General features: G+C 36.1%; 18 protein-coding genes. 10 read left to right on the top strand and 8 right to left on the bottom strand.

The window, feature by feature from the left end; all coding sequences use genetic code 11:
- Positions 1–36: 36 nt before the first annotated feature.
- Positions 37–1,104 (bottom strand): uroporphyrinogen decarboxylase, encoded by a 1,068-nt coding sequence (hemE, locus tag Q5N69_RS01910; RefSeq protein ID WP_304367114.1) that lies wholly within the window; start codon positions 1,102–1,104, stop codon positions 37–39.
- A gap of 571 nt (positions 1,105–1,675) precedes the next feature.
- Between hemE and Q5N69_RS01905 the strand changes: the two genes are divergently transcribed.
- Positions 1,676–2,164, top strand: a complete 489-nt coding sequence (locus tag Q5N69_RS01905; RefSeq protein WP_304367112.1) for an LEA type 2 family protein — start codon at positions 1,676–1,678, stop codon at positions 2,162–2,164.
- Positions 2,165–2,174: 10 nt separating this feature from the next.
- Here the strand turns inward: Q5N69_RS01905 and Q5N69_RS01900 are convergent, their stop codons facing one another.
- Positions 2,175–4,277 (bottom strand): alkaline phosphatase D family protein, encoded by a 2,103-nt coding sequence (locus Q5N69_RS01900; protein WP_304367109.1) that lies wholly within the window; start codon positions 4,275–4,277, stop codon positions 2,175–2,177.
- A gap of 107 nt (positions 4,278–4,384) precedes the next feature.
- On the opposite strand from Q5N69_RS01900, the gene Q5N69_RS01895 reads away from it, so the two are divergent.
- Positions 4,385–5,359 (top strand): S1/P1 nuclease, encoded by a 975-nt coding sequence (locus Q5N69_RS01895; RefSeq protein ID WP_304367108.1) that lies wholly within the window; start codon positions 4,385–4,387, stop codon positions 5,357–5,359.
- A 149-nt stretch (positions 5,360–5,508) separates the two neighbouring features.
- On the opposite strand, the gene fkpA is transcribed toward Q5N69_RS01895, so the two are convergent.
- On the bottom strand, positions 5,509–6,261 hold the full coding sequence (fkpA, locus tag Q5N69_RS01890; protein ID WP_304367106.1) for an FKBP-type peptidyl-prolyl cis-trans isomerase: 753 nt from the start codon (positions 6,259–6,261) through the stop codon (positions 5,509–5,511).
- 161 nt (positions 6,262–6,422) lie between these two features.
- Here fkpA and Q5N69_RS01885 point away from each other — a divergent pair, with 161 nt between their 5' ends.
- Both Q5N69_RS01885 and Q5N69_RS01880 read left to right on the top strand, forming a co-directional pair.
- Positions 6,423–7,367: a WD40 repeat domain-containing protein gene (locus tag Q5N69_RS01885; protein WP_304367104.1), complete on the top strand. Its 945-nt coding sequence runs from the start codon at positions 6,423–6,425 to the stop codon at positions 7,365–7,367.
- 1 nt (position 7,368) lies between these two features.
- The gene (locus Q5N69_RS01880) at positions 7,369–7,593 is read left to right on the top strand and encodes a SlyX family protein (protein ID WP_304367102.1); all 225 of its coding nucleotides are present in this window, start codon (positions 7,369–7,371) and stop codon (positions 7,591–7,593) included.
- Between the two features lie 52 nt (positions 7,594–7,645).
- Here the strand turns inward: Q5N69_RS01880 and Q5N69_RS01875 are convergent, their stop codons facing one another.
- Positions 7,646–7,840 carry a YheV family putative zinc ribbon protein gene (locus Q5N69_RS01875; protein ID WP_304367100.1) on the bottom strand — a complete coding sequence of 65 codons (195 nt, stop codon included), beginning with the start codon at positions 7,838–7,840 and terminating at the stop codon, positions 7,646–7,648.
- 103 nt (positions 7,841–7,943) lie between these two features.
- Here Q5N69_RS01875 and Q5N69_RS01870 point away from each other — a divergent pair, with 103 nt between their 5' ends.
- The 5 genes from Q5N69_RS01870 (at position 7,944) to Q5N69_RS01855 (ending at position 12,744) form a co-directional block, all read left to right on the top strand.
- Positions 7,944–9,851: an ATP-binding cassette domain-containing protein gene (locus Q5N69_RS01870; protein ID WP_304367098.1), complete on the top strand. Its 1,908-nt coding sequence runs from the start codon at positions 7,944–7,946 to the stop codon at positions 9,849–9,851.
- Between the two features lie 230 nt (positions 9,852–10,081).
- Positions 10,082–10,822 (top strand): tetratricopeptide repeat protein, encoded by a 741-nt coding sequence (locus Q5N69_RS01865; protein WP_304367096.1) that lies wholly within the window; start codon positions 10,082–10,084, stop codon positions 10,820–10,822.
- Positions 10,823–11,180: 358 nt separating this feature from the next.
- Positions 11,181–11,309, top strand: coding sequence for a DUF3149 domain-containing protein (locus Q5N69_RS18335; RefSeq protein ID WP_369686659.1), 129 nt, complete (start codon positions 11,181–11,183; stop codon positions 11,307–11,309).
- Between the two features lie 230 nt (positions 11,310–11,539).
- A complete protein-coding gene (locus Q5N69_RS01860) occupies positions 11,540–12,511 on the top strand; it encodes a hydrolase (RefSeq protein ID WP_304367094.1) in 972 nt (323 codons plus the stop codon).
- Complete coding sequence (locus Q5N69_RS01855) at positions 12,508–12,744, top strand: YheU family protein (protein ID WP_304367092.1); 237 nt, start codon at positions 12,508–12,510, stop codon at positions 12,742–12,744. Before Q5N69_RS01860 ends, Q5N69_RS01855 begins: the two co-directional genes overlap by 4 nt.
- 62 nt (positions 12,745–12,806) lie before the next feature.
- Here the strand turns inward: Q5N69_RS01855 and cysQ are convergent, their stop codons facing one another.
- Positions 12,807–13,628, bottom strand: a complete 822-nt coding sequence (gene cysQ, locus Q5N69_RS01850; protein WP_304367090.1) for a 3'(2'),5'-bisphosphate nucleotidase CysQ — start codon at positions 13,626–13,628, stop codon at positions 12,807–12,809.
- Positions 13,621–14,175, bottom strand: coding sequence for an ADP compounds hydrolase NudE (nudE, locus tag Q5N69_RS01845; protein ID WP_304367088.1), 555 nt, complete (start codon positions 14,173–14,175; stop codon positions 13,621–13,623). The genes cysQ and nudE overlap by 8 nt, the downstream gene beginning before the upstream one ends.
- A 97-nt stretch (positions 14,176–14,272) precedes the next feature.
- On the opposite strand from nudE, the gene yrfG reads away from it, so the two are divergent.
- A complete protein-coding gene (gene yrfG / locus Q5N69_RS01840; RefSeq protein WP_304367086.1) occupies positions 14,273–14,953 on the top strand; it encodes a GMP/IMP nucleotidase in 681 nt (226 codons plus the stop codon).
- A 402-nt stretch (positions 14,954–15,355) separates the two neighbouring features.
- On the opposite strand, the gene Q5N69_RS01835 is transcribed toward yrfG, so the two are convergent.
- Together Q5N69_RS01835 and Q5N69_RS01830 are read right to left on the bottom strand one after the other, a co-directional pair.
- The gene (locus tag Q5N69_RS01835) at positions 15,356–15,829 is read right to left on the bottom strand and encodes a hypothetical protein (RefSeq protein ID WP_304367084.1); all 474 of its coding nucleotides are present in this window, start codon (positions 15,827–15,829) and stop codon (positions 15,356–15,358) included.
- Between the two features lie 149 nt (positions 15,830–15,978).
- Positions 15,979–16,953 (bottom strand): hypothetical protein, encoded by a 975-nt coding sequence (locus Q5N69_RS01830; RefSeq protein ID WP_304367083.1) that lies wholly within the window; start codon positions 16,951–16,953, stop codon positions 15,979–15,981.
- Between the last annotated feature and the right edge of the window lie 436 nt (positions 16,954–17,389).

Here is a 17,389-nt window from a genome sequence, read left to right as displayed (position 1 = left end):
TAACTAAATAACTTCTAGTTTAGCTTATCAACTATCTTACTTGTGGTAAGGCTTACTCAAACGATGAACCGACTCAATAAAGTGACCAGCATGCTCAGGATTCACATCAGGGTGAATACCATGACCTAGATTAAATACATGACCTGTACCGCCATCACCAAAGCCAGCTAAAATCTTAGCAACTTCTTGTTCAATACGTTCAACCGGAGCATAAAGCATCGAAGGATCCATATTACCTTGTAGTGCAACCTTATCGCCAATTCTCGCTTTAGCTGCTTCAATATCAATCGTCCAATCTAAACCAACACCATCACAACCTGTTGCGGCAATATCTTCTAACCACATGCCACTATTTTTTGTGAATAAAGTTACTGGTACTTGGCGACCGTCAGCATGACGCGTTAAACCATCAACTATTTTAGCCATATACTGTAAAGAGAAATCTTTATAGTCACGAGGAGATAAAACACCACCCCAAGTATCAAATACCATTACCGACTGAGCACCAGCAGCAATTTGCGCATTTAAATAACTAATAACAGAGTCAGCTAACTTATCTAATAAAATGTGTAATGTTTGTGGGTCTGAAAACATCATCTTTTTGATCTTAGTAAAAGCTTTAGAACTTCCACCTTCAATCATATAAGTTGCTAAAGTCCACGGGCTACCAGAAAAGCCAATTAACGGAACACTACCATTTAACTCTTTCTTAATAGTACGAACAGCATTCATTACATAACCTAATTCATCTTCTGGATCAGGCACTGCAATTTTCAATACATCAGCTTTACATGTGATTGGTCTTTCAAATTTAGGACCTTCACCTGTTTCAAAATATAAACCTAAACCCATAGCATCAGGAATAGTTAAAATGTCGCTAAACAAAATAGCAGCATCTAACTTAAATCTGCGTAAAGGTTGAATAGTAACTTCACACGCTAATTCGGCGTTTTTACAAACCGACATAAAATCACCTGCACCTTTGCGTACTTCTCTGTACTCAGGTAAATAGCGTCCAGCTTGTCTCATCATCCATACGGGAGTGTAATCTACAGGTTGGCGTAATAATGCACGTAAATAAGTATCGTTTTGTAATTCAGTCATCAAAGGGATCTCGGTTTTTAAGTGGGAATATTCTAACACTACAATTTTATTTCTTCTATATTCGTAATAAAAACAAATATTTTATTACAATTAATATTAATAGACCGACAAATAAGCATATGTATTCATTGAAATATTTTGTTAACAATTAATTAACGGCTAATTTTCATACAGAAATACGAAGGAAATACTGGTGTATATACTCTATTAAAGTTGTTGCATCCCCTAGATCCCTTTGCTATAAATTGTCCCGAGCTAACGAATAACAACAATAAATAGTCAAAATAAATAATAAGAAGCTTGTTATACAAGACAATACAGCGAGCATTTACGGCCTTACCTTTGGTAAGGCCTTTTTATTTGTAAAATAATGTAAAAACAACAACAAAGCGAATATCTCAATTTAAAATCGTTTAAATATTTACCATGATATTTTAGAAATATAGTTCCATTTTATACCCTCATTTAATTCATCTATCTTTCACTTCTTCTAGTCGAATTTTAAAAGACTGCGTGCTACATTAGTTTTTTACGATTTTTATTAACATTACGTTTATTAAGGAATCCACCGATGCGTACATGGAGTATGTTTTTCGCTATATTTAGCATGATGTTAGCGAGTTGCGCCAGCATAGCCCCAATTAAAAACCCTGATGTAAGTTTGATCAGTATTGAGCCTGCAAAAACTAAAGGTTTTACGCAATATTTTACTTTGAATTTAATGGTGTCTAATCCAAACAGTTTCGATTTAGATATTGAAGGTGTTACTTTTAGCTTAGGTATAGCCGATCAAAAAGTACTAACGGGGATGTCGAGTTCAGTTCCATTATTAAAAGCTTATACAGAAACTCCTGTTAGCATAAGCGCAGGTGTTGGTTTGTTTGATTTATTAAAGTTACTCACTTATTTTGGTGAACACCGTAACGAAGAGTTGAAGTATCATTTAGCAACAACCATAGATCCGAACGGCTTTATTCCGATTACTATTGGTCGAGACGGTATTTTAAGTGACGATTTATTATCAGGCTTAAAACAAGGCAAAAAAGCCTTAAAATTATAAACGATAGGAATTAATCGTCGTCAGCTTCGTACTGAATAAACTCAACCATCTTACCTTGAGAAGTGATAAATTCTGTTATCACTTCTTCATTTCCATCTTCTAACCTTAAAACTCCAATTCCACAGCTATTTAACAAGTGTGTGTCCGCCGCTATGTTAGGTTTTCGTACACGAACTTTCATACGTCTTCGTTTCGTAAACCAATTCAGTGGCGAATATGGCGCATACAATACTTTATTAAGCTTTTCTAAGGTGGTTAATAACTTATCTGGGAAAGTGTTTTTAATTCCACTACAGGTTATTTGTGTGATTTTAGCTTTGTTCTTTCTAAATCTGTGGGTAACGTCGTAGACAAAAGAGTAATGTACATCGCCCGATAAAATAATAAAGTTGGGTGGTGTTCTTGGATTTCTAAATATATTTAATATTACGTTAGCTGTGCCTGAATGAGCCATCCAGTTTTCCGCATCAACTGCGAGTGGTTTTCCACATAAAGTAAATACTTTTTGAATGGTTTCAATTAACTTAACGCCATAAATAGGCGCAGGTGAAACGACAATAACATTCGGCTCTTTTACTATTTCTTGCTGAAAATCCGTTAAAGTTTCCCAATCCATTAAGCCAGAGGGTTTGTTGGCGTTACTTTCCGATCGCCAGCGTTGGGTTCTAGTGTCTAGCACGACAATTTTAGGCGATGTACTTAAAGTGTAATTCCATTGATCAAACGCTAATAGCTCATCAATTAGATCGTCTTTATGTTGATAACCTTGCTCACTAAATACATTGTTATGCTTTTCTAGTAGCTGAGTAAATTTGTCCGGTGCATTGCCTACTCCTTGACACAGCCAGTAACCTGCTACTGCGTTACCAATAATTTGTTTAGAAAACGGATGTGTATAAGCAGCTTCCTCCCAACCTCGGGTTAAATTCCAGTCGTCTGTTACATCATGATCATCAAAAATCATATATACAGGTATATGCGCCATCGCCCTTCTTACTTGGTATAAACCTTGGTAAAAATCGGTGATGTGTTTAAGTTCTTGCGCATACTTTTCTTGATGCGGAGCTGACAAATTGGCTGGTGGTTTAGTAATATCTACTCTATTCCACAACTCAGGCGACCAAGTTAATAAATACATTGCCATAATCTCAGACAAGGTAATTAAATGGTTGTGTACGCTTACCGAGGTAAATATAGGTGTAGTTTTCTCTCCAAAAAGTGTGTTTTTATTAAAGTTAGGTAATAAATGTTGACGTTGGTAATAACAATGTTTATGTTTGAATAATTCTTGGCTGTTAGTTACCACTGGGTCATCACTTAGCCACTCTTCATTGTATAAACCTAACAGCTCAATAACTTGATGAATAGCACTTAGTGTTGGCCCAGCAACATCATCTACATAGATTTGGTCACCCGACATAATTAACATTGATGGTCGTTCAATATTTGAGGTGCTTTGTGTATTCTCTTCGCTATCTATTTTTGAATGAATCGTTTGGGTAACTGCACTTTCTAATACGCTATCGACTTGCTTTAAACCATCGTCACCTTTGTAATGAGGTTTACGACAAGAACCATGTAGCAATTTCTCAATTTTTGGCTTTATCACTAAGCTCGGTAAACTTTGTTCAGCATAAAGTAAATCTTGCAAACCGGTAATGCTTTCGCCTTCACTCACGCTTTTGGTTTTATCTGATGATTCTTTATCTATTTGTGAAGTTAGTATGTCGTAATATAAAACGGTGTTTTCAGGGAATACGCTTGCAGAAAAAGAGCTTTCAACAAGGTTATTTTCTTGTATTGAGATATCAGGTAAATGCTCTTCTGCATAAATACTAATTAAGTTGATAAAAGCAGATTCACCTATTTGTATCTGCTTCAGATGAGATTTAGACCTTTTATCAGATAATTCCTCACTTGAACTTAATTTAACTTCAAATAAAAGTGAGTGGTCACTCTCGCTCTGTTCATTAAATAATTTAAAGGTGAAATCGCAAGCTGTTGTGGTAACTAACCAAAAGTTAAGTTGTGATACATCACAATGTCTAACAATTGGTCCTGCAATAATTGTAGAATGAGCAGAGGAAGATTCAGAATGTGCAGGAGTGGTCATCAATTCGCTCACTGTAGATAAAAAGTGTATGAAATTAGTGCTATAAAGAGGTAGTTTACTGTATTAGCGACTAGTATTAAAAACAAAAATCAAGGAACAACAAACCTATGCGTATTCGTTCAAATAATGGTGTTATTGCCCTACTAGGATTTAGCCTAGTTTTATTTTCATTTTTTACACCTAAGGCTTTTGCGTTAGGTAAGGTTGGGCATCAAGTTATTTGTCAGCTGGCTTTCGATAATTTGTCTTCAAATACCCAAAATAAAGTAAATTCTATGCTGAATGGACTCTCTAATAAACATAAGAAACTCATCAATAAATACAACCATTCAAGCACCAAATCTGAGGTTACCTTTGCTGAATCTTGTACCTGGGCTGATGCAATCAAAAAAGATAAATCATTCGACAAATATAAAAGCTGGCATTATTTGAATGTTGATCGAAATGAAACAGAAGTAACTGAGCAAACTTGTGCTAAAAATTGTATTACTGCTGCGATACAACTTCATAAAGCAATATTGTCAGAATCTTCAGCGAGTACGTCAACTAAAGATAATTCTTGGGAGAAACTTCAAGCCTTAATGTTTTTAGGCCATTGGTTTGGAGATATTCACCAGCCTATGCACATTAATTTCGCCAGCGACCTTGGTGGAAACCGTACTAAAATCAGTATGCTAAATCCTCAAGCAAATGGTAAAGAGTTTGTTAAGTGCAACAACATGCATTGGTTATGGGATGAGTGTTTGCTTTACCCTAAAACTGAATCTAAAAGCCATGATCATAGCAACCAAGGTTTATTTAACGTGCTACATAACAAGTTAAGTAAACAATGGCCACTTGCGCCTGTGAGTCAATGGCAAAAGGATTCTGTTTATACTTGGGCTACCGAGTCGTTAAACATTACGCGCTCAGCGGATCTTTTATATTGTGAGTTAAATAACAAAAATTACTGCCTGCCAATAGAAAAGAACATCATTAATTTACCCAGTTATTATCAGGACGATCACCAAGGTATTTTAGAGAAAAGAATGCTACAAGCTTCAGTTCGTTTAGCTTATACACTTGAAAATACTTTGAATTAAGTAATTAAAAACAGATAATTACATGGTTTTTCGTTAAAACACATTAACAAAAAACAAGTATAAAAAAAGCGAGCATTTTGAAGTTTACCCTCAACAGCTCGCTTTTTTAATAAGTGCTATTTAAAGCACTTATTATTTAAGAAGAAGAATTACTCACCAACTTGTGCTGGAGCTTCTGCTCTTTGGATATCTAACAATTCAATTTCAAATTCTAATACTGAATTACCAGGAATACGTGGAGGGCTACCCGCTTCACCGTAAGCTAATTCTGAAGGAATTGTGAATTTGTATTTAGAACCTACAGGCATTAATTGAACACCTTCAGTCCAACCAGGAATTACACGGTTTAGTGGGAATACTGCAGGTTCGCCACGATCGTATGAACTATCAAACGTTTCGCCGTTTAAGAAAGTACCTTTATAATGAACTTTTACAGTATCTTCAGCCGTAGGTTTTTCGCCTTCAGCTGCAGTAATTACACTATATTGAATACCAGATTCAGTAACCATTACGCCTTCTTTTTTAGCATTTTCTGCTAAGAAAGCTACACCTTCAGCTTTACTTGCTTCAGATTCAGCGGCTGCTGCTTCAGCTTGTTTAGCTTTCATTTGTTGGTCTAAGCTCATTAAAATAGCTTGGATATCTTCTCTCTCAATTTGAGATTTACCCGCTAAGCTATCTTTGTAACCTTGAAAAATAATTTCTTGGTCTAACACGATACCCATTTTAGCCTGTTCTTCTAGGTTACGTTCCATGTACATACCAATGGAAGCACCTAAGCTATATGCTTGTTTTTGCACATCAGTATCTAATACTAATTCTTTTTCAACAGGTGCCTTTTCTTGACAACCCATTACTGTTACAAGTGCGATAGCGACTAAAGTCGGTTTAAAAAATCTCATTAATTTCTCCATATCCTTGCTCGGTGGAAATTTATCCCTCAAGACAACGTTTTTATTTGTGTAATGTTAACCATTGCGGCTTATACTAACTATAAATACCGGCAGTGAAAAGTATTAATAGTTTGTATAAATGTAACAGATGGTATATCTCGATCTTATTTGTGTTGATATTGAGTGCTTGTCAGCCTAATTCAAGTACGCCTATTGAACGTTGGCAACATTCTGTTGAAGGCGCTTATGCGGCTGATATTTCAAATAACGGTAAATTCAGTGCTGTGTCATCTATTCATCACGGCATTAGCTTATGGGATTTAGAAAAAAATGCCCGTAAGTTCAGTTGGTCACAAGAACAAAACAGCGCCGACAATTTAGTACTCGCCATAGATATCGCCGACGATAACAGTTATGTATTAACCGCTAGCAGCCAAAACTTTGCCTTATGGAATATGGTCAATGGGGGATCAGAAGGCTATTGGCAGGTTCGTGATTCCAACATCAGAGATATAGCTCTTTCAAATAATGGCGAACATGTACTTATTGGTAAAAGTAACGGTACGGTTGTTCATGTCACTATTGATTCAGGCAGACGCTTAGAATTTTTAGGTCACCAAGAAAAAGTTAATTCAGTAGACTTATTGCCTAACGGACGTGTTGCTTTATCAGGTGGTAATGATTTTGTGGCTTACGTTTGGGATACTTTGTCAGGACAAGTTATTTATCGTTTTAATCACCCAAGTAGAGTAACCAAAGTCGCGTTAGATGCAAAAGGTCGTTATGCCTTTACTGCCGACAGTAAAAAAGACGCGAACATTTGGGATTTAAAAACAGGAAAACTTGTTAGCCAATTACAATATACCAACCGACAAGAAGTGTTTAGCTCAGTACAATTTTCTGAAGATGGTAAACAATTACTTACCGGTGCACCTTCTCGTAAAGTAAGTTTATGGGATATTAAAACCGGTAAACGCATAGAAAGTTGGCATGTTACACCAAGAGATGACATTAGACCTGCCGGAGCAGTTGTTTACAGTGTCGCTTTTCGCGATAATGCCCACATAATTACTGAAAGCTCTTCTGGATATGCCGAATTGTGGCAAATAAAATAATATGACCTCTATTACAGCATTAGAACAACGTATCGAAGCATTAGAATCGCGTAATGCTTTTCAAGATGATGTTATTGAACAACTCAACGATGAAATTACGGTACACCAATCGCAAATAGCAGAATTACAACATCAACTAACATTAATTGCTGCGCGCATTAAAGACTCATCTTCGGCGCCACAATCAGGCGACCAAGAAATTGAACCGCCACCGCCTCACTACTAAATTAATTTAAGAGTCGATCTGTTCAAACTTTATTTAACCTATAAAGCTTGAATTAGTCTTGCTTAAATACACCAATTACTTGCTCGTAAGGTCGTACTTCTTTAGCTACATGCTCTTCTGGTTGTGTCATGCTTTCTCCACAAGAAACGCACGTTACTTTTTCAACACCATTTTCTTTAGTTAAAGATAAGGTATCCATAGCTTTACATTTTGGACAAACTGCACCAGCGATAAAACGTTTTTTCACAATAAGAAGCTCTTATATTTTGTAAGGACGCGTATTTTACCTTGAATAACCCCCATAGGAAAAGCGACAATACCCATATTGATTATAAAGAAGGAATAATACATTGATTACTGCGAATAACTTGGGCTTAGACCGAGGTACAAAAAACCTTATTTCTGGCTCTAGCTTTACCATTCACCCTAATCATAAAGTAGGATTAGTAGGCGCTAATGGTTGTGGTAAATCTTCTTTATTTGCGGCCTTGCTTGGTGAACTACAGCCAGATACAGGCGATTTGTCTATGCCAAGCAGTTGGAGTATTGCTACCGTAAAACAAGACACGCCGGCTTTAGAGCAATCGGCGCTTGATTATGTAATGGATGGCGATAAAGAATTCCGAAAGCTTGAAGAGAAGTTAGAGCAAGCTCGTCAAGACGACAATGGCTCGCTTGAAGCAACAATCATTAACCAAATTGATGCCATTAATGGTTATAGCTTACCGGCAAGAGCGGGTGAGTTGTTGCATGGTTTAGGTTTTTTACAATCACAACTCGTTAATCCTGTAAAAGCATTCTCGGGTGGTTGGCGCATGCGTTTGAACTTAGCACAAGCTTTGATCAGCCGTGCCGATTTATTATTACTCGATGAACCTACTAACCATTTAGATTTAGATGCGGTTATTTGGCTACAACGTTGGTTAAAACGTTTTACAGGTACGTTAGTCCTTATTTCTCATGACCGTGACTTCTTAGATGATGTTATCGGCCAGATTCTTCATATTGAGCACCAACAAGCCAAACTTTATGCTGGTAATTACACGGCATTTGAAAGACAACGTGCCGAACATTTAGCCCAGCAAGACGCACAATACCAAAAACAACAAAAGGAAGTGGCTCACCTCACCTCTTTTGTTGATCGCTTTAGAGCAAAAGCCAGTAAAGCTAAACAAGCGCAAAGTCGTTTAAAACGCTTACAAAAGTTACCTGACTTAGCGCCAGCACATGTAGACAGCCAGTTTACCTTTAATTTCGAAACACCTGAAAGTTTACCTTATCCTTTACTCTCACTTACCGACAGTGAGTGTGGCTATAGCCCTGAAGCAATTATTCTAAGCTCAGTTAATATGACCTTAGTACCAGGAAGCCGCATTGGATTGTTAGGGCGAAACGGAGCGGGTAAATCAACATTGATAAAGTCGTTAGCGGGTGAATTAGCCTTGATGCAAGGTGAACGATACTGCGCACAAGAACTTAAAGTAGGTTACTTCTCGCAGCATCAATTAGAACAGTTACACATGGCAAGTTCAGCGATTGATCATATTTTACGTGCTAAACCTGAAAAAACGCTATTAGAAGCACGTTCGTTTTTAGGTCGCTTCGGTTTTAGTGGTGATCAAGCGTTAGATTCTGTAGGTACTATGTCGGGTGGTGAAAAAGCGCGTTTAGTTTTAGCGTTAATTGTTTTAGAAAAACCACAACTACTCTTACTCGATGAACCAACTAACCATTTAGATTTAGAAATGCGCCAAGCTCTAGTATTAGCGCTGCAAGATTTTGAAGGTGCGATAATACTGATTGCACATGATAGGTTTTTACTTGAGTCGTGCGTTGACGAATTTTATATTGTGGCAAATAACACCGTAAAAGATTTTTCTGGTGATATAGACGATTACCAACAATGGTTAAATGACGAGAAAAAACTAACGTTTAAAAATGCGAAAGTTAATTCAGGTTTTGTAGATTCAGGCGTTGATAAAAAACAACAACGTAGAGAACAAGCCGAGCTAAGAAAAAAAGCGGCTCCTTTGAAGAAACAAGCTGATAAATTTGAAAAATTAGTAACAAAATACCAAGTTGAGCTTGATGAGGTTGAATCTGTGTTGGCAGATCCCGATATATATCAGGCTGAACATAAAGCGCGCTTGTCTGAACTTATAAAAAAACAAGCAAACTTGAAATCAGAAATTGAAGAAAATGAAATGCAATGGCTAGATTTAGAAGAACAGATTGAAGCAGTTATGTCTCAAGAGTAACATTTATCAATACAACTCAATTAGATATATACACAAATATCGTAACATTAATGTTGTAAGCTAAATTGCAACATTATTGCTACACTGTAGAAAGGTCTGTTGCTCTTTTATTTTGGCTTTTATCTAAAATGAAATAGCCTTCAACAAAGCCGTTGTACAATGATCGATTTATTCACTATTTATTTTGACCATTTATCTTGCATAAAATGCCGATAAATAAGGAGTCCACAATGAAAATGCACTCACGAGTATGTATATTTTTAGCTTTAGCTACGAGCTTCTCAGCTTTTAGTTTCGATGGTGATTTAGAATTAGGTATTTTTCAATTAAACCGAGGCGAATTTCAAGAAGCTAAGGCTGAATTTGAACCACTTGTAAAAGAAGGTTATGCGCCCGGACAATACCAAATGGCATTAATTTATCAAAACGGTTATGGCGTTAAAAAAGATCTAACAAAAGCATTTGAATTATTTTCCCTTGCAGCTTCACAAAACTACCCTGACGCCCTTTTCAGTTTAGCTCTTATGTATTCTTCTGGTGAAGGTGTTAAGCAAGATTTAAAAACTGCTTTCGCGCTTACAGAAAAAGCAGCTAATAAAGACTTAGCAAGTGCTCAGTTTAACTTAGGTGTTATGTATTATAACGGCGAAGGCGTTTTCCATGACTACGCTAAAGCAGCTCGCTGGTACGAACGCGCAGCTGAACAAAACTATGCATTAGCACAGTTCAACTTAGCCTTAATGTATTCTGAAGGTAAAGGTGTAACTAAAAGCGATGAGCAATCATACTTTTGGAATATTATTGCTTACAGAAATGGCTACGCTATAGCAAAGAAAAGCTTAGAGATGGACGAGCGTGTATTAGGTTCTGCTCAAATCAAAAAAGTACGTGAAGAAGCGGAGCGTAAACGAGCAGAGATTGTGAAACGTGAAGAAATGAAAGCTAAGTTAGCGAATCAAAAAAGCTACTAAGACCTCTAGGTTCAATAAATATCAAATAAAGGCTGATACACAATCAGCTCAATTAGCTCAATTAGCTCAATTAGCTGGCTAAACAAACACTTGCTTTAGTCAGCTGTCTTTCTCTTTCCCCTCTCATTCAAATAATTCTATTTTTAAATTGAAATTCTCAGCTCAATATAAGCAAAGTCACTCAGCAAGGTTATTAATAATCACTTCTTTTCATTGAGTATTATGGCATTCATTATCCTGAGTTAAAGTTACATATATTTTGAGCTTTCAAACTTTCTATTGATCCACATCATCATTTTAAATCTCAGTTTAGTTAATATACTTACAGAACTTAACAATCAACTAACGAGAGGTTTATATGAACGTTTTCACTTTACTACTAACAGATCCAGTTGCCATATATTCACTTGTTGGTTTATTGGTTTTGTTTGGAATTTGTGGATTTTATGTGTTCTATTTTATGAAAAAAGTACACGACAACGCTTAACACCAATTTGAATAATAAATTGAGTCACTTAAAGTTGTATTGGTAAATTTACAACAAACAAAATTGTTGAAACATAGTTATTTTATCTACCCTCAAATTACGCTTGCTTTGGGAGAGCGCTGCTATTGATGCTCTCCATTTTTTTCTTTTCCACTCTTAGTCTTAACCTCATATACCAAAGGCACTATTTTCATTACAATAAGCTATAGCCATACAACTCATTGTAAATAATGTTCCAAGCAAGTAATTTCAAACCAGCCAAAGGTTTATCAAATCCCCATTTACAAACAATGGTGGCAAAATGGTTAACCCAAAAAGATTTAATTCCTACTGTCCGTGAAACCCTCGAATTACCTGACGGTGACTTTGTCGACTTAACTTGGACTGAAATTCCACAAGCAGATAACACTAAACCTATTGTGGTTTTATTACATGGCTTACAAGGTTGTGAATACAGCCATTATGTTAAAAGTATGTTTAAAGCAATAGTGCAAAAAGGTTGGATAGGTGTATTAATTCATTTTCGTGGTTGTAGTGGTAAGCCAAATCGCTTGGCACATTCTTATCATTCCGGATTTACTTACGATATTCGCTATTTTACCGAGCAATTACAATCACGTTATCAGCATTGTAAATTCGCGGCTATTGGCTATTCATTAGGAGGTAATGTACTCACTAAGTATTTAGCTGAAACACCAAACTCTCCGTATGAATGTGCTACGGTCATTTGTGCTCCGCTACATTTATCAAGCTGTAGTGCTAAAATTAATAGCGGTTTTTCAAAGATCTATCAGAATTACTTACTGAAGTTACTTAAAAGAGAAACAGAAAAGAAAATCAAGCTAGGTATTATTAAAAACATTACGTTAAACGAACTAAAACACATTAAAACCATGTGGGAATTTGATAATAAGGTTACGGCACCTTTAAATGGTTTTGATAACGCTGAGCACTATTACAGTGAGTCGAGTGGTATTAGCGTTTTAAACAAGATAACCAAACCGTGTTTAATTATTCATGCGCAAGACGATCCTTTTTTATCTCATAAGGAAATAACCGCATTAAACACTTTGCCTGATAATATAACCTTTGAGGTTTCAGCCACAGGTGGTCACGTAGGATTCCTAACAGGCAACTCCCCTTTCAAACCTAAGTATTGGCTAGCGACTAAGGTTCCACAATTTTTACAGGATTTTTTATGATTATTCCTATCCAGGATATAAACCCAGACACGTTATTTAGTATTATTAAAGAGTTTGTTTTAAGAGAAGGTACCGAATACGGAGCCGAAGATGTTTCAATTGAAGAAAAAGTTGAACAAGTACGTAAACAACTGGATCTAGGCACTGCTGTTTTGGTGTACTCAGAATTACATGAAACAGTAAATATAATCCCTAAAGATCAATTTGAAGAAGAAAAAGAAGAGCTTGAATAGCTCTCCGTATTACACAATTTATTTTAATAAATTAAGTTAGGTTTTAGATCTTATGATAAAAACTAATCACGTCGAGCTGTGTGAGGTTTTATCACTTTTTGCCAAGGAATATTGGCAGCACCTAACGACATGAAGTCTGGATTCATTAAGCTATCACGTTTGTTATAGCTTAATGGTGAAAACTCACTATCGATAATTGAACCACCCGCTTGCTCTAAAATACAATGACTCGCGCCTGTATCCCATTCACCTGTTGGCCCAATACGTATATAACAATCGGCTAAGCCCTCAGCTATCAAGCTGTTTTTTAATGAACAGCTACCTAAAGGTACATATTCATAATCAAATTCTGGACTTAAGTACTGCCCCATTAAACTCAATTCTTGACGACGACTCACCGCCACTTTGATTGGACGCTTATTATCGTATTCAGCCACTTCTAACTTGGTGGTACCTTCTGGTGTTTCTTTAAAAGAACCTAACCCCGTTTGAGCATAGTAAGTGGTATTTTTATCTGAAGCGTGAATTACACCTATAGTTGGCCAACCATTTTCAACTAGCGCAACATTCACCGCAAAATCGCCGCTAGCAAGAATAAACTCACCGGTGCCGTCAATAGGATCGAGTAACCAGTATTGCTTCCACTTACTACGTTCCTCTAGCGGCAAAGCACCAACTTCTTCAGAAATAATAGGAATATTGGGAGTACGTTTTTGTAACTCACTCATTAAAACGTCGTTTGCAGCTAGGTCTGCACTTGTAACAGGACTGTTATCTTTTTTAATTTCAGAGGTGTAGTCTCCGTTTTTATAGTGCTTGGTCACTTCTACACCTGCTTTTTTAGCGCTTTCTATCGCGATTAAAAGAAGTTCTTCGTTATTCATGGGGTCCACTTAAATAATCTTTAACTAACATAAGTGCTGCTATACTTCGTGCCTCGTTAAAATCGGGCTGAGCAAGTAACGACTTATATTCACTTAATTTCCAAGGTATTATGTCGAGCTCTTCTGGCTCATCACCTTCTAAACGTTCTTCGTAAAGGTTTGTTGCTATAAAAATATTCATGCTAGCGGCAAAAAAACCGGGTGCCATAGCAACAGTCTGAATTTCTTTGATTTGCTTACTACCAAAACCGACTTCTTCTTTTAGTTCTCTGTTAGCTGCTATTTCAGGGCTTTCTCCAGGATCAATTAAGCCTTTAGGAAAACCAAGTTCATAAGTGTGAGTACCGGCACAGTATTCACGAACTAATAAAACGGTTTCAGGATCAGGCATAGCAACAATCATCACTGCGCCTCGAGTGCCACCTTGCATACGTTCATATTGTCTTTTGACACCATTACTAAAAGTAAGTTCGAGTTGTTCAATTGAAAATAATTTACTTTTTGCGACCAATTTACGGTCGTCAATAGTAGGGAGCTTTTTTCCCATTCCGATATGTACCTTACTCGATAGTGCTAATTCATTTAGAATAGCATGATATTTTTATATATAATCCTATAATAAACGGGTTATTAGGAAAAAATCTATGCTTGATTGGTCAAAAATTTCAACAGTTTTACTTGATATGGATGGCACCATACTCGATCTTCACTTTGACAATCACTTCTGGCTTCATCATTTGCCCCTTAGATATAGCGAATCTGCTCAAATAAGTCTAGACGAAGCACAACAAAAATTAGTCACTCACTACGAAAAGGTGTTTGGTACTATTGACTGGTATTGCTTAGATTACTGGGCTGAACAAACGCAACTACCGATCACTGAATTAAAAAAAGAAGTGCAACATCTTATTAAGTTACGTGATGACGCACACGACTTTCTAGTCGCTTTAAAAGAAAGTGGTCGAAAAGTTGTATTAGTGACTAATGCGCATCCTGATAGTTTGTCATTGAAAATTGAACGTACTCAGCTCGATAAATATTTTGATACTTTATATTCTACCCATGAATTTGGTGTCACTAAAGAGTCACAATTATTGTGGGAAAGATTACAGGCTAAAGAAGGTTTTGAATTAGAAAGCACATTATTTGTTGATGATAGCTTGCCAATTTTAGCATCGGCGCAGCAATATGGTATCGGGCATTTACTGGCGATTGCAAATCCTGACAGTAAAAAAGCGGACAATGTGATCACACAATATCCTGCTATTTCAAACTATGATGTACTTTTAGAAGAAATAAAAGCACATCCAGTTTTAAGTAACTAAGCGAATTTTAGCTAAAGACTTAACCACTAAAAGTTAAGTTTATATCGACCGCCCTGTGGCTTACCAAGGAAAGGTAAAGCTTCGTTTAATATAGTAGGAAACTTACTGCCTGGTTCGATATAACCACTACCAGAAATACGTTGAGGGGAATAAACATTTACTTACTGTTGCTAACCCTAATAGTTAAATACCATCTAAAAAATATTGATGGTTTTATCAATGTGAATGACTATAGAGAATTTTTGAAAGAAATTAAATAACAGCTTCTCATAGACTTAAAGTTTCCTTTAATGGCACCCAACCTGACACTTGGTCATAAATCACCAAGTGGTTACATATTTAATCTAAACCCTCTTTATTAAAGGCTATACGACACTATAAAATTCAACCTATACCAGCATATTATTTTTTAGTGGGAGTTATATTTGCTAATTGTTCGGCTTCAGAAAACAAATATTTAGTAAGTTCTTGTAACTCTGTTGGCCCGTCTGAGCTATAAGTAACACACTTTTCAAAGCTAGGAATATTAAAACAAATTGTAGTGCTTGATGCATCTACCATGCGTAAAGCATTAGTATTAACAGTGCCATCCTCTTTGAGATAAACAGAATACTTTATGTTATACCGAGTCGGCAGGTTAAAAAAATGAATACTGTAGAGGTTATTCAGTAGCTTTATTAGTTTTGTGTGTGAATAGTTGAATGTTACTTTCTTGCCTTCTTTTTCTAATATCGAAAGACCTGTCCCTAAAAACTGAATATGTTGAGAACTCGAGCCTTTTTTAGCTCCAGCGTGTTTTGTTAGAGTAACAGTTACTGTGTCTAATCCATAAGTTAAGGGAAAAGAATCTGTATTGTTACTTCTTGCTTTTGCCATACAACCAGTTCCTACAAAAAAAGTTCCCGCTAATAAGAGAGTGATAAATTGTTTAAAACACATTTATTGGGTACCTCAAAATAAAAGGATAAAAACAAAAAAAGCTCGTTTCCGAGCTTTTTAAATAAAAAATTCTTGTAATACTATTGCTATGCTTTTTTACGACGACTTAAAAATAAACCAGCCATTCCCAAAAAACTTAAGCCTAAAGTGCCAGTCTCTGGAACACTTGTTGTAGCTACTCTGGTATAACCAATATCGGTTAATATACCAACATCAACAGCACTATAAGTACGAGTTTCAGCACCGTAACCTCTATCATATTTCATCATGTCAGTTGGAAAAGCTGTACCGTCAATATGGCTACCACTACTTCCTTCTTCCCAACTTGTAGGGCTATATATTTCAACAGCGTTGCCGCCATTAGCTGCTACAGCATTAGCACCGCCAAAGTATAAACCAGTACCATTAGCACTTACACTAGCATCGTCCCAGGCAGCTTGATCTATAAAAAAGGTATCAGTAACAACATTTACACCATTAGCGTCTACTAAAAACGTATCAAATGTTGACCATTCATCAATAAAGAAACCAACACCGCTCTCATCAATAAGTGAGCTGAAACCTAGTGCATGAGTTAATTCATGAAATATAGCAGCAAAAAAATCAAATTCACTTGTTGAGTCAGCAGGAGTATTCGGATCTAGTTGCCAATCCGAAGCCCAGTTTACATCAACGCTACCATCTGATTCTGTACCGTTAGCATCAACACCTGTTTGTAGTTTAGTTTTTACAACTTCTGTTATAACACAGCCACCTGTAATTGGACATGAACTAACAATACTTGAACCTGCAGAAGCTAATGTATCACTTGTACTATCATCAGTAGAAGTTACTGCAATATCAAGAGTCGCTGAGTCACTGAAGTAGCTGCCGAATAAATCTGAGAACATGCTACCTGCAGTGTCTAATGCTGATTGGCGTGCGATTCCTTCACTGCTATCTAAAAAGCCAACATCTGCAGTGTTACCCGAATAATCAAAATTAAAAACTATACCTGCTTGACTAGGTAATGCTGTTATAGCCGTAAAAATTGCCGCCGTGATTATAGATTTTTTAAGCATTTTATTATTTATCCTTTGAAATAAAAATGAACGAAATATTCAAAACAGTGATTATTTTCTTTAATACTTAAGAAATCACAATTAATCACTTGTATTTTGTAGGGTCTTTATTAGCAATAAATGTTCCAACTTGTAAATAATCTGTTAATTACAAGTTGTCAAAGGGCTGTATCAAATTACTGAAAAAGTATAATTAATTTAAAACTCATTTGTGTAAAGTATTCCGACACCTTTTATTAAAATATATAACAAAGTGTTGAATGAATGATTATAAATCTCAGCATTCTTTTTAGTGCAAACTGAGTTTAATGGTCAATTATTTTTATGATATTGAATATTATAAAGCCTAATGTAGGTTGATTGTTCTATTAGTAAATAAATAACCTGAAAGCTGGATGAGGATTGAACTAAATTTCCACCTTTCGTTCACATCTTT

This window comes from Pseudocolwellia sp. AS88, assembly GCF_030551755.1.
Lineage (GTDB): Bacteria > Pseudomonadota > Gammaproteobacteria > Enterobacterales > Alteromonadaceae > Pseudocolwellia.
The sequence above is the reverse complement of the archived record's forward strand: the minus strand, read 5'-3'. Positions and strand labels throughout refer to the sequence as shown.

Bases quoted from the DNA above. Each gene is read 5' to 3' on its own strand.
- Q5N69_RS01895 (WP_304367108.1), top strand. From the start codon at position 4,385: ATGCGTATTCGTTCAAATAATGGTGTTATTGCCCTACTAGGATTTAGC.
- cysQ (WP_304367090.1), bottom strand. From the start codon at position 13,628: ATGAATAACGAAGAACTTCTTTTAATCGCGATAGAAAGCGCTAAAAAA.
- Q5N69_RS01900 (WP_304367109.1), bottom strand. From the start codon at position 4,277: ATGACCACTCCTGCACATTCTGAATCTTCCTCTGCTCATTCTACAATT.
- Q5N69_RS01860 (WP_304367094.1), top strand. From the start codon at position 11,540: ATGTTCCAAGCAAGTAATTTCAAACCAGCCAAAGGTTTATCAAATCCC.
- nudE (WP_304367088.1), bottom strand. From the start codon at position 14,175: ATGGGAAAAAAGCTCCCTACTATTGACGACCGTAAATTGGTCGCAAAA.
- Q5N69_RS01830 (WP_304367083.1), bottom strand. From the start codon at position 16,953: ATGCTTAAAAAATCTATAATCACGGCGGCAATTTTTACGGCTATAACA.
- Q5N69_RS01865 (WP_304367096.1), top strand. From the start codon at position 10,082: ATGAAAATGCACTCACGAGTATGTATATTTTTAGCTTTAGCTACGAGC.
- Q5N69_RS01880 (WP_304367102.1), top strand. From the start codon at position 7,369: ATGACCTCTATTACAGCATTAGAACAACGTATCGAAGCATTAGAATCG.
- Q5N69_RS01855 (WP_304367092.1), top strand. From the start codon at position 12,508: ATGATTATTCCTATCCAGGATATAAACCCAGACACGTTATTTAGTATT.
- Q5N69_RS01905 (WP_304367112.1), top strand. From the start codon at position 1,676: ATGCGTACATGGAGTATGTTTTTCGCTATATTTAGCATGATGTTAGCG.
- Q5N69_RS01835 (WP_304367084.1), bottom strand. From the start codon at position 15,829: ATGGCAAAAGCAAGAAGTAACAATACAGATTCTTTTCCCTTAACTTAT.
- Q5N69_RS18335 (WP_369686659.1), top strand. From the start codon at position 11,181: ATGAACGTTTTCACTTTACTACTAACAGATCCAGTTGCCATATATTCA.
- hemE (WP_304367114.1), bottom strand. From the start codon at position 1,104: ATGACTGAATTACAAAACGATACTTATTTACGTGCATTATTACGCCAA.
- fkpA (WP_304367106.1), bottom strand. From the start codon at position 6,261: ATGAGATTTTTTAAACCGACTTTAGTCGCTATCGCACTTGTAACAGTA.
- yrfG (WP_304367086.1), top strand. From the start codon at position 14,273: ATGCTTGATTGGTCAAAAATTTCAACAGTTTTACTTGATATGGATGGC.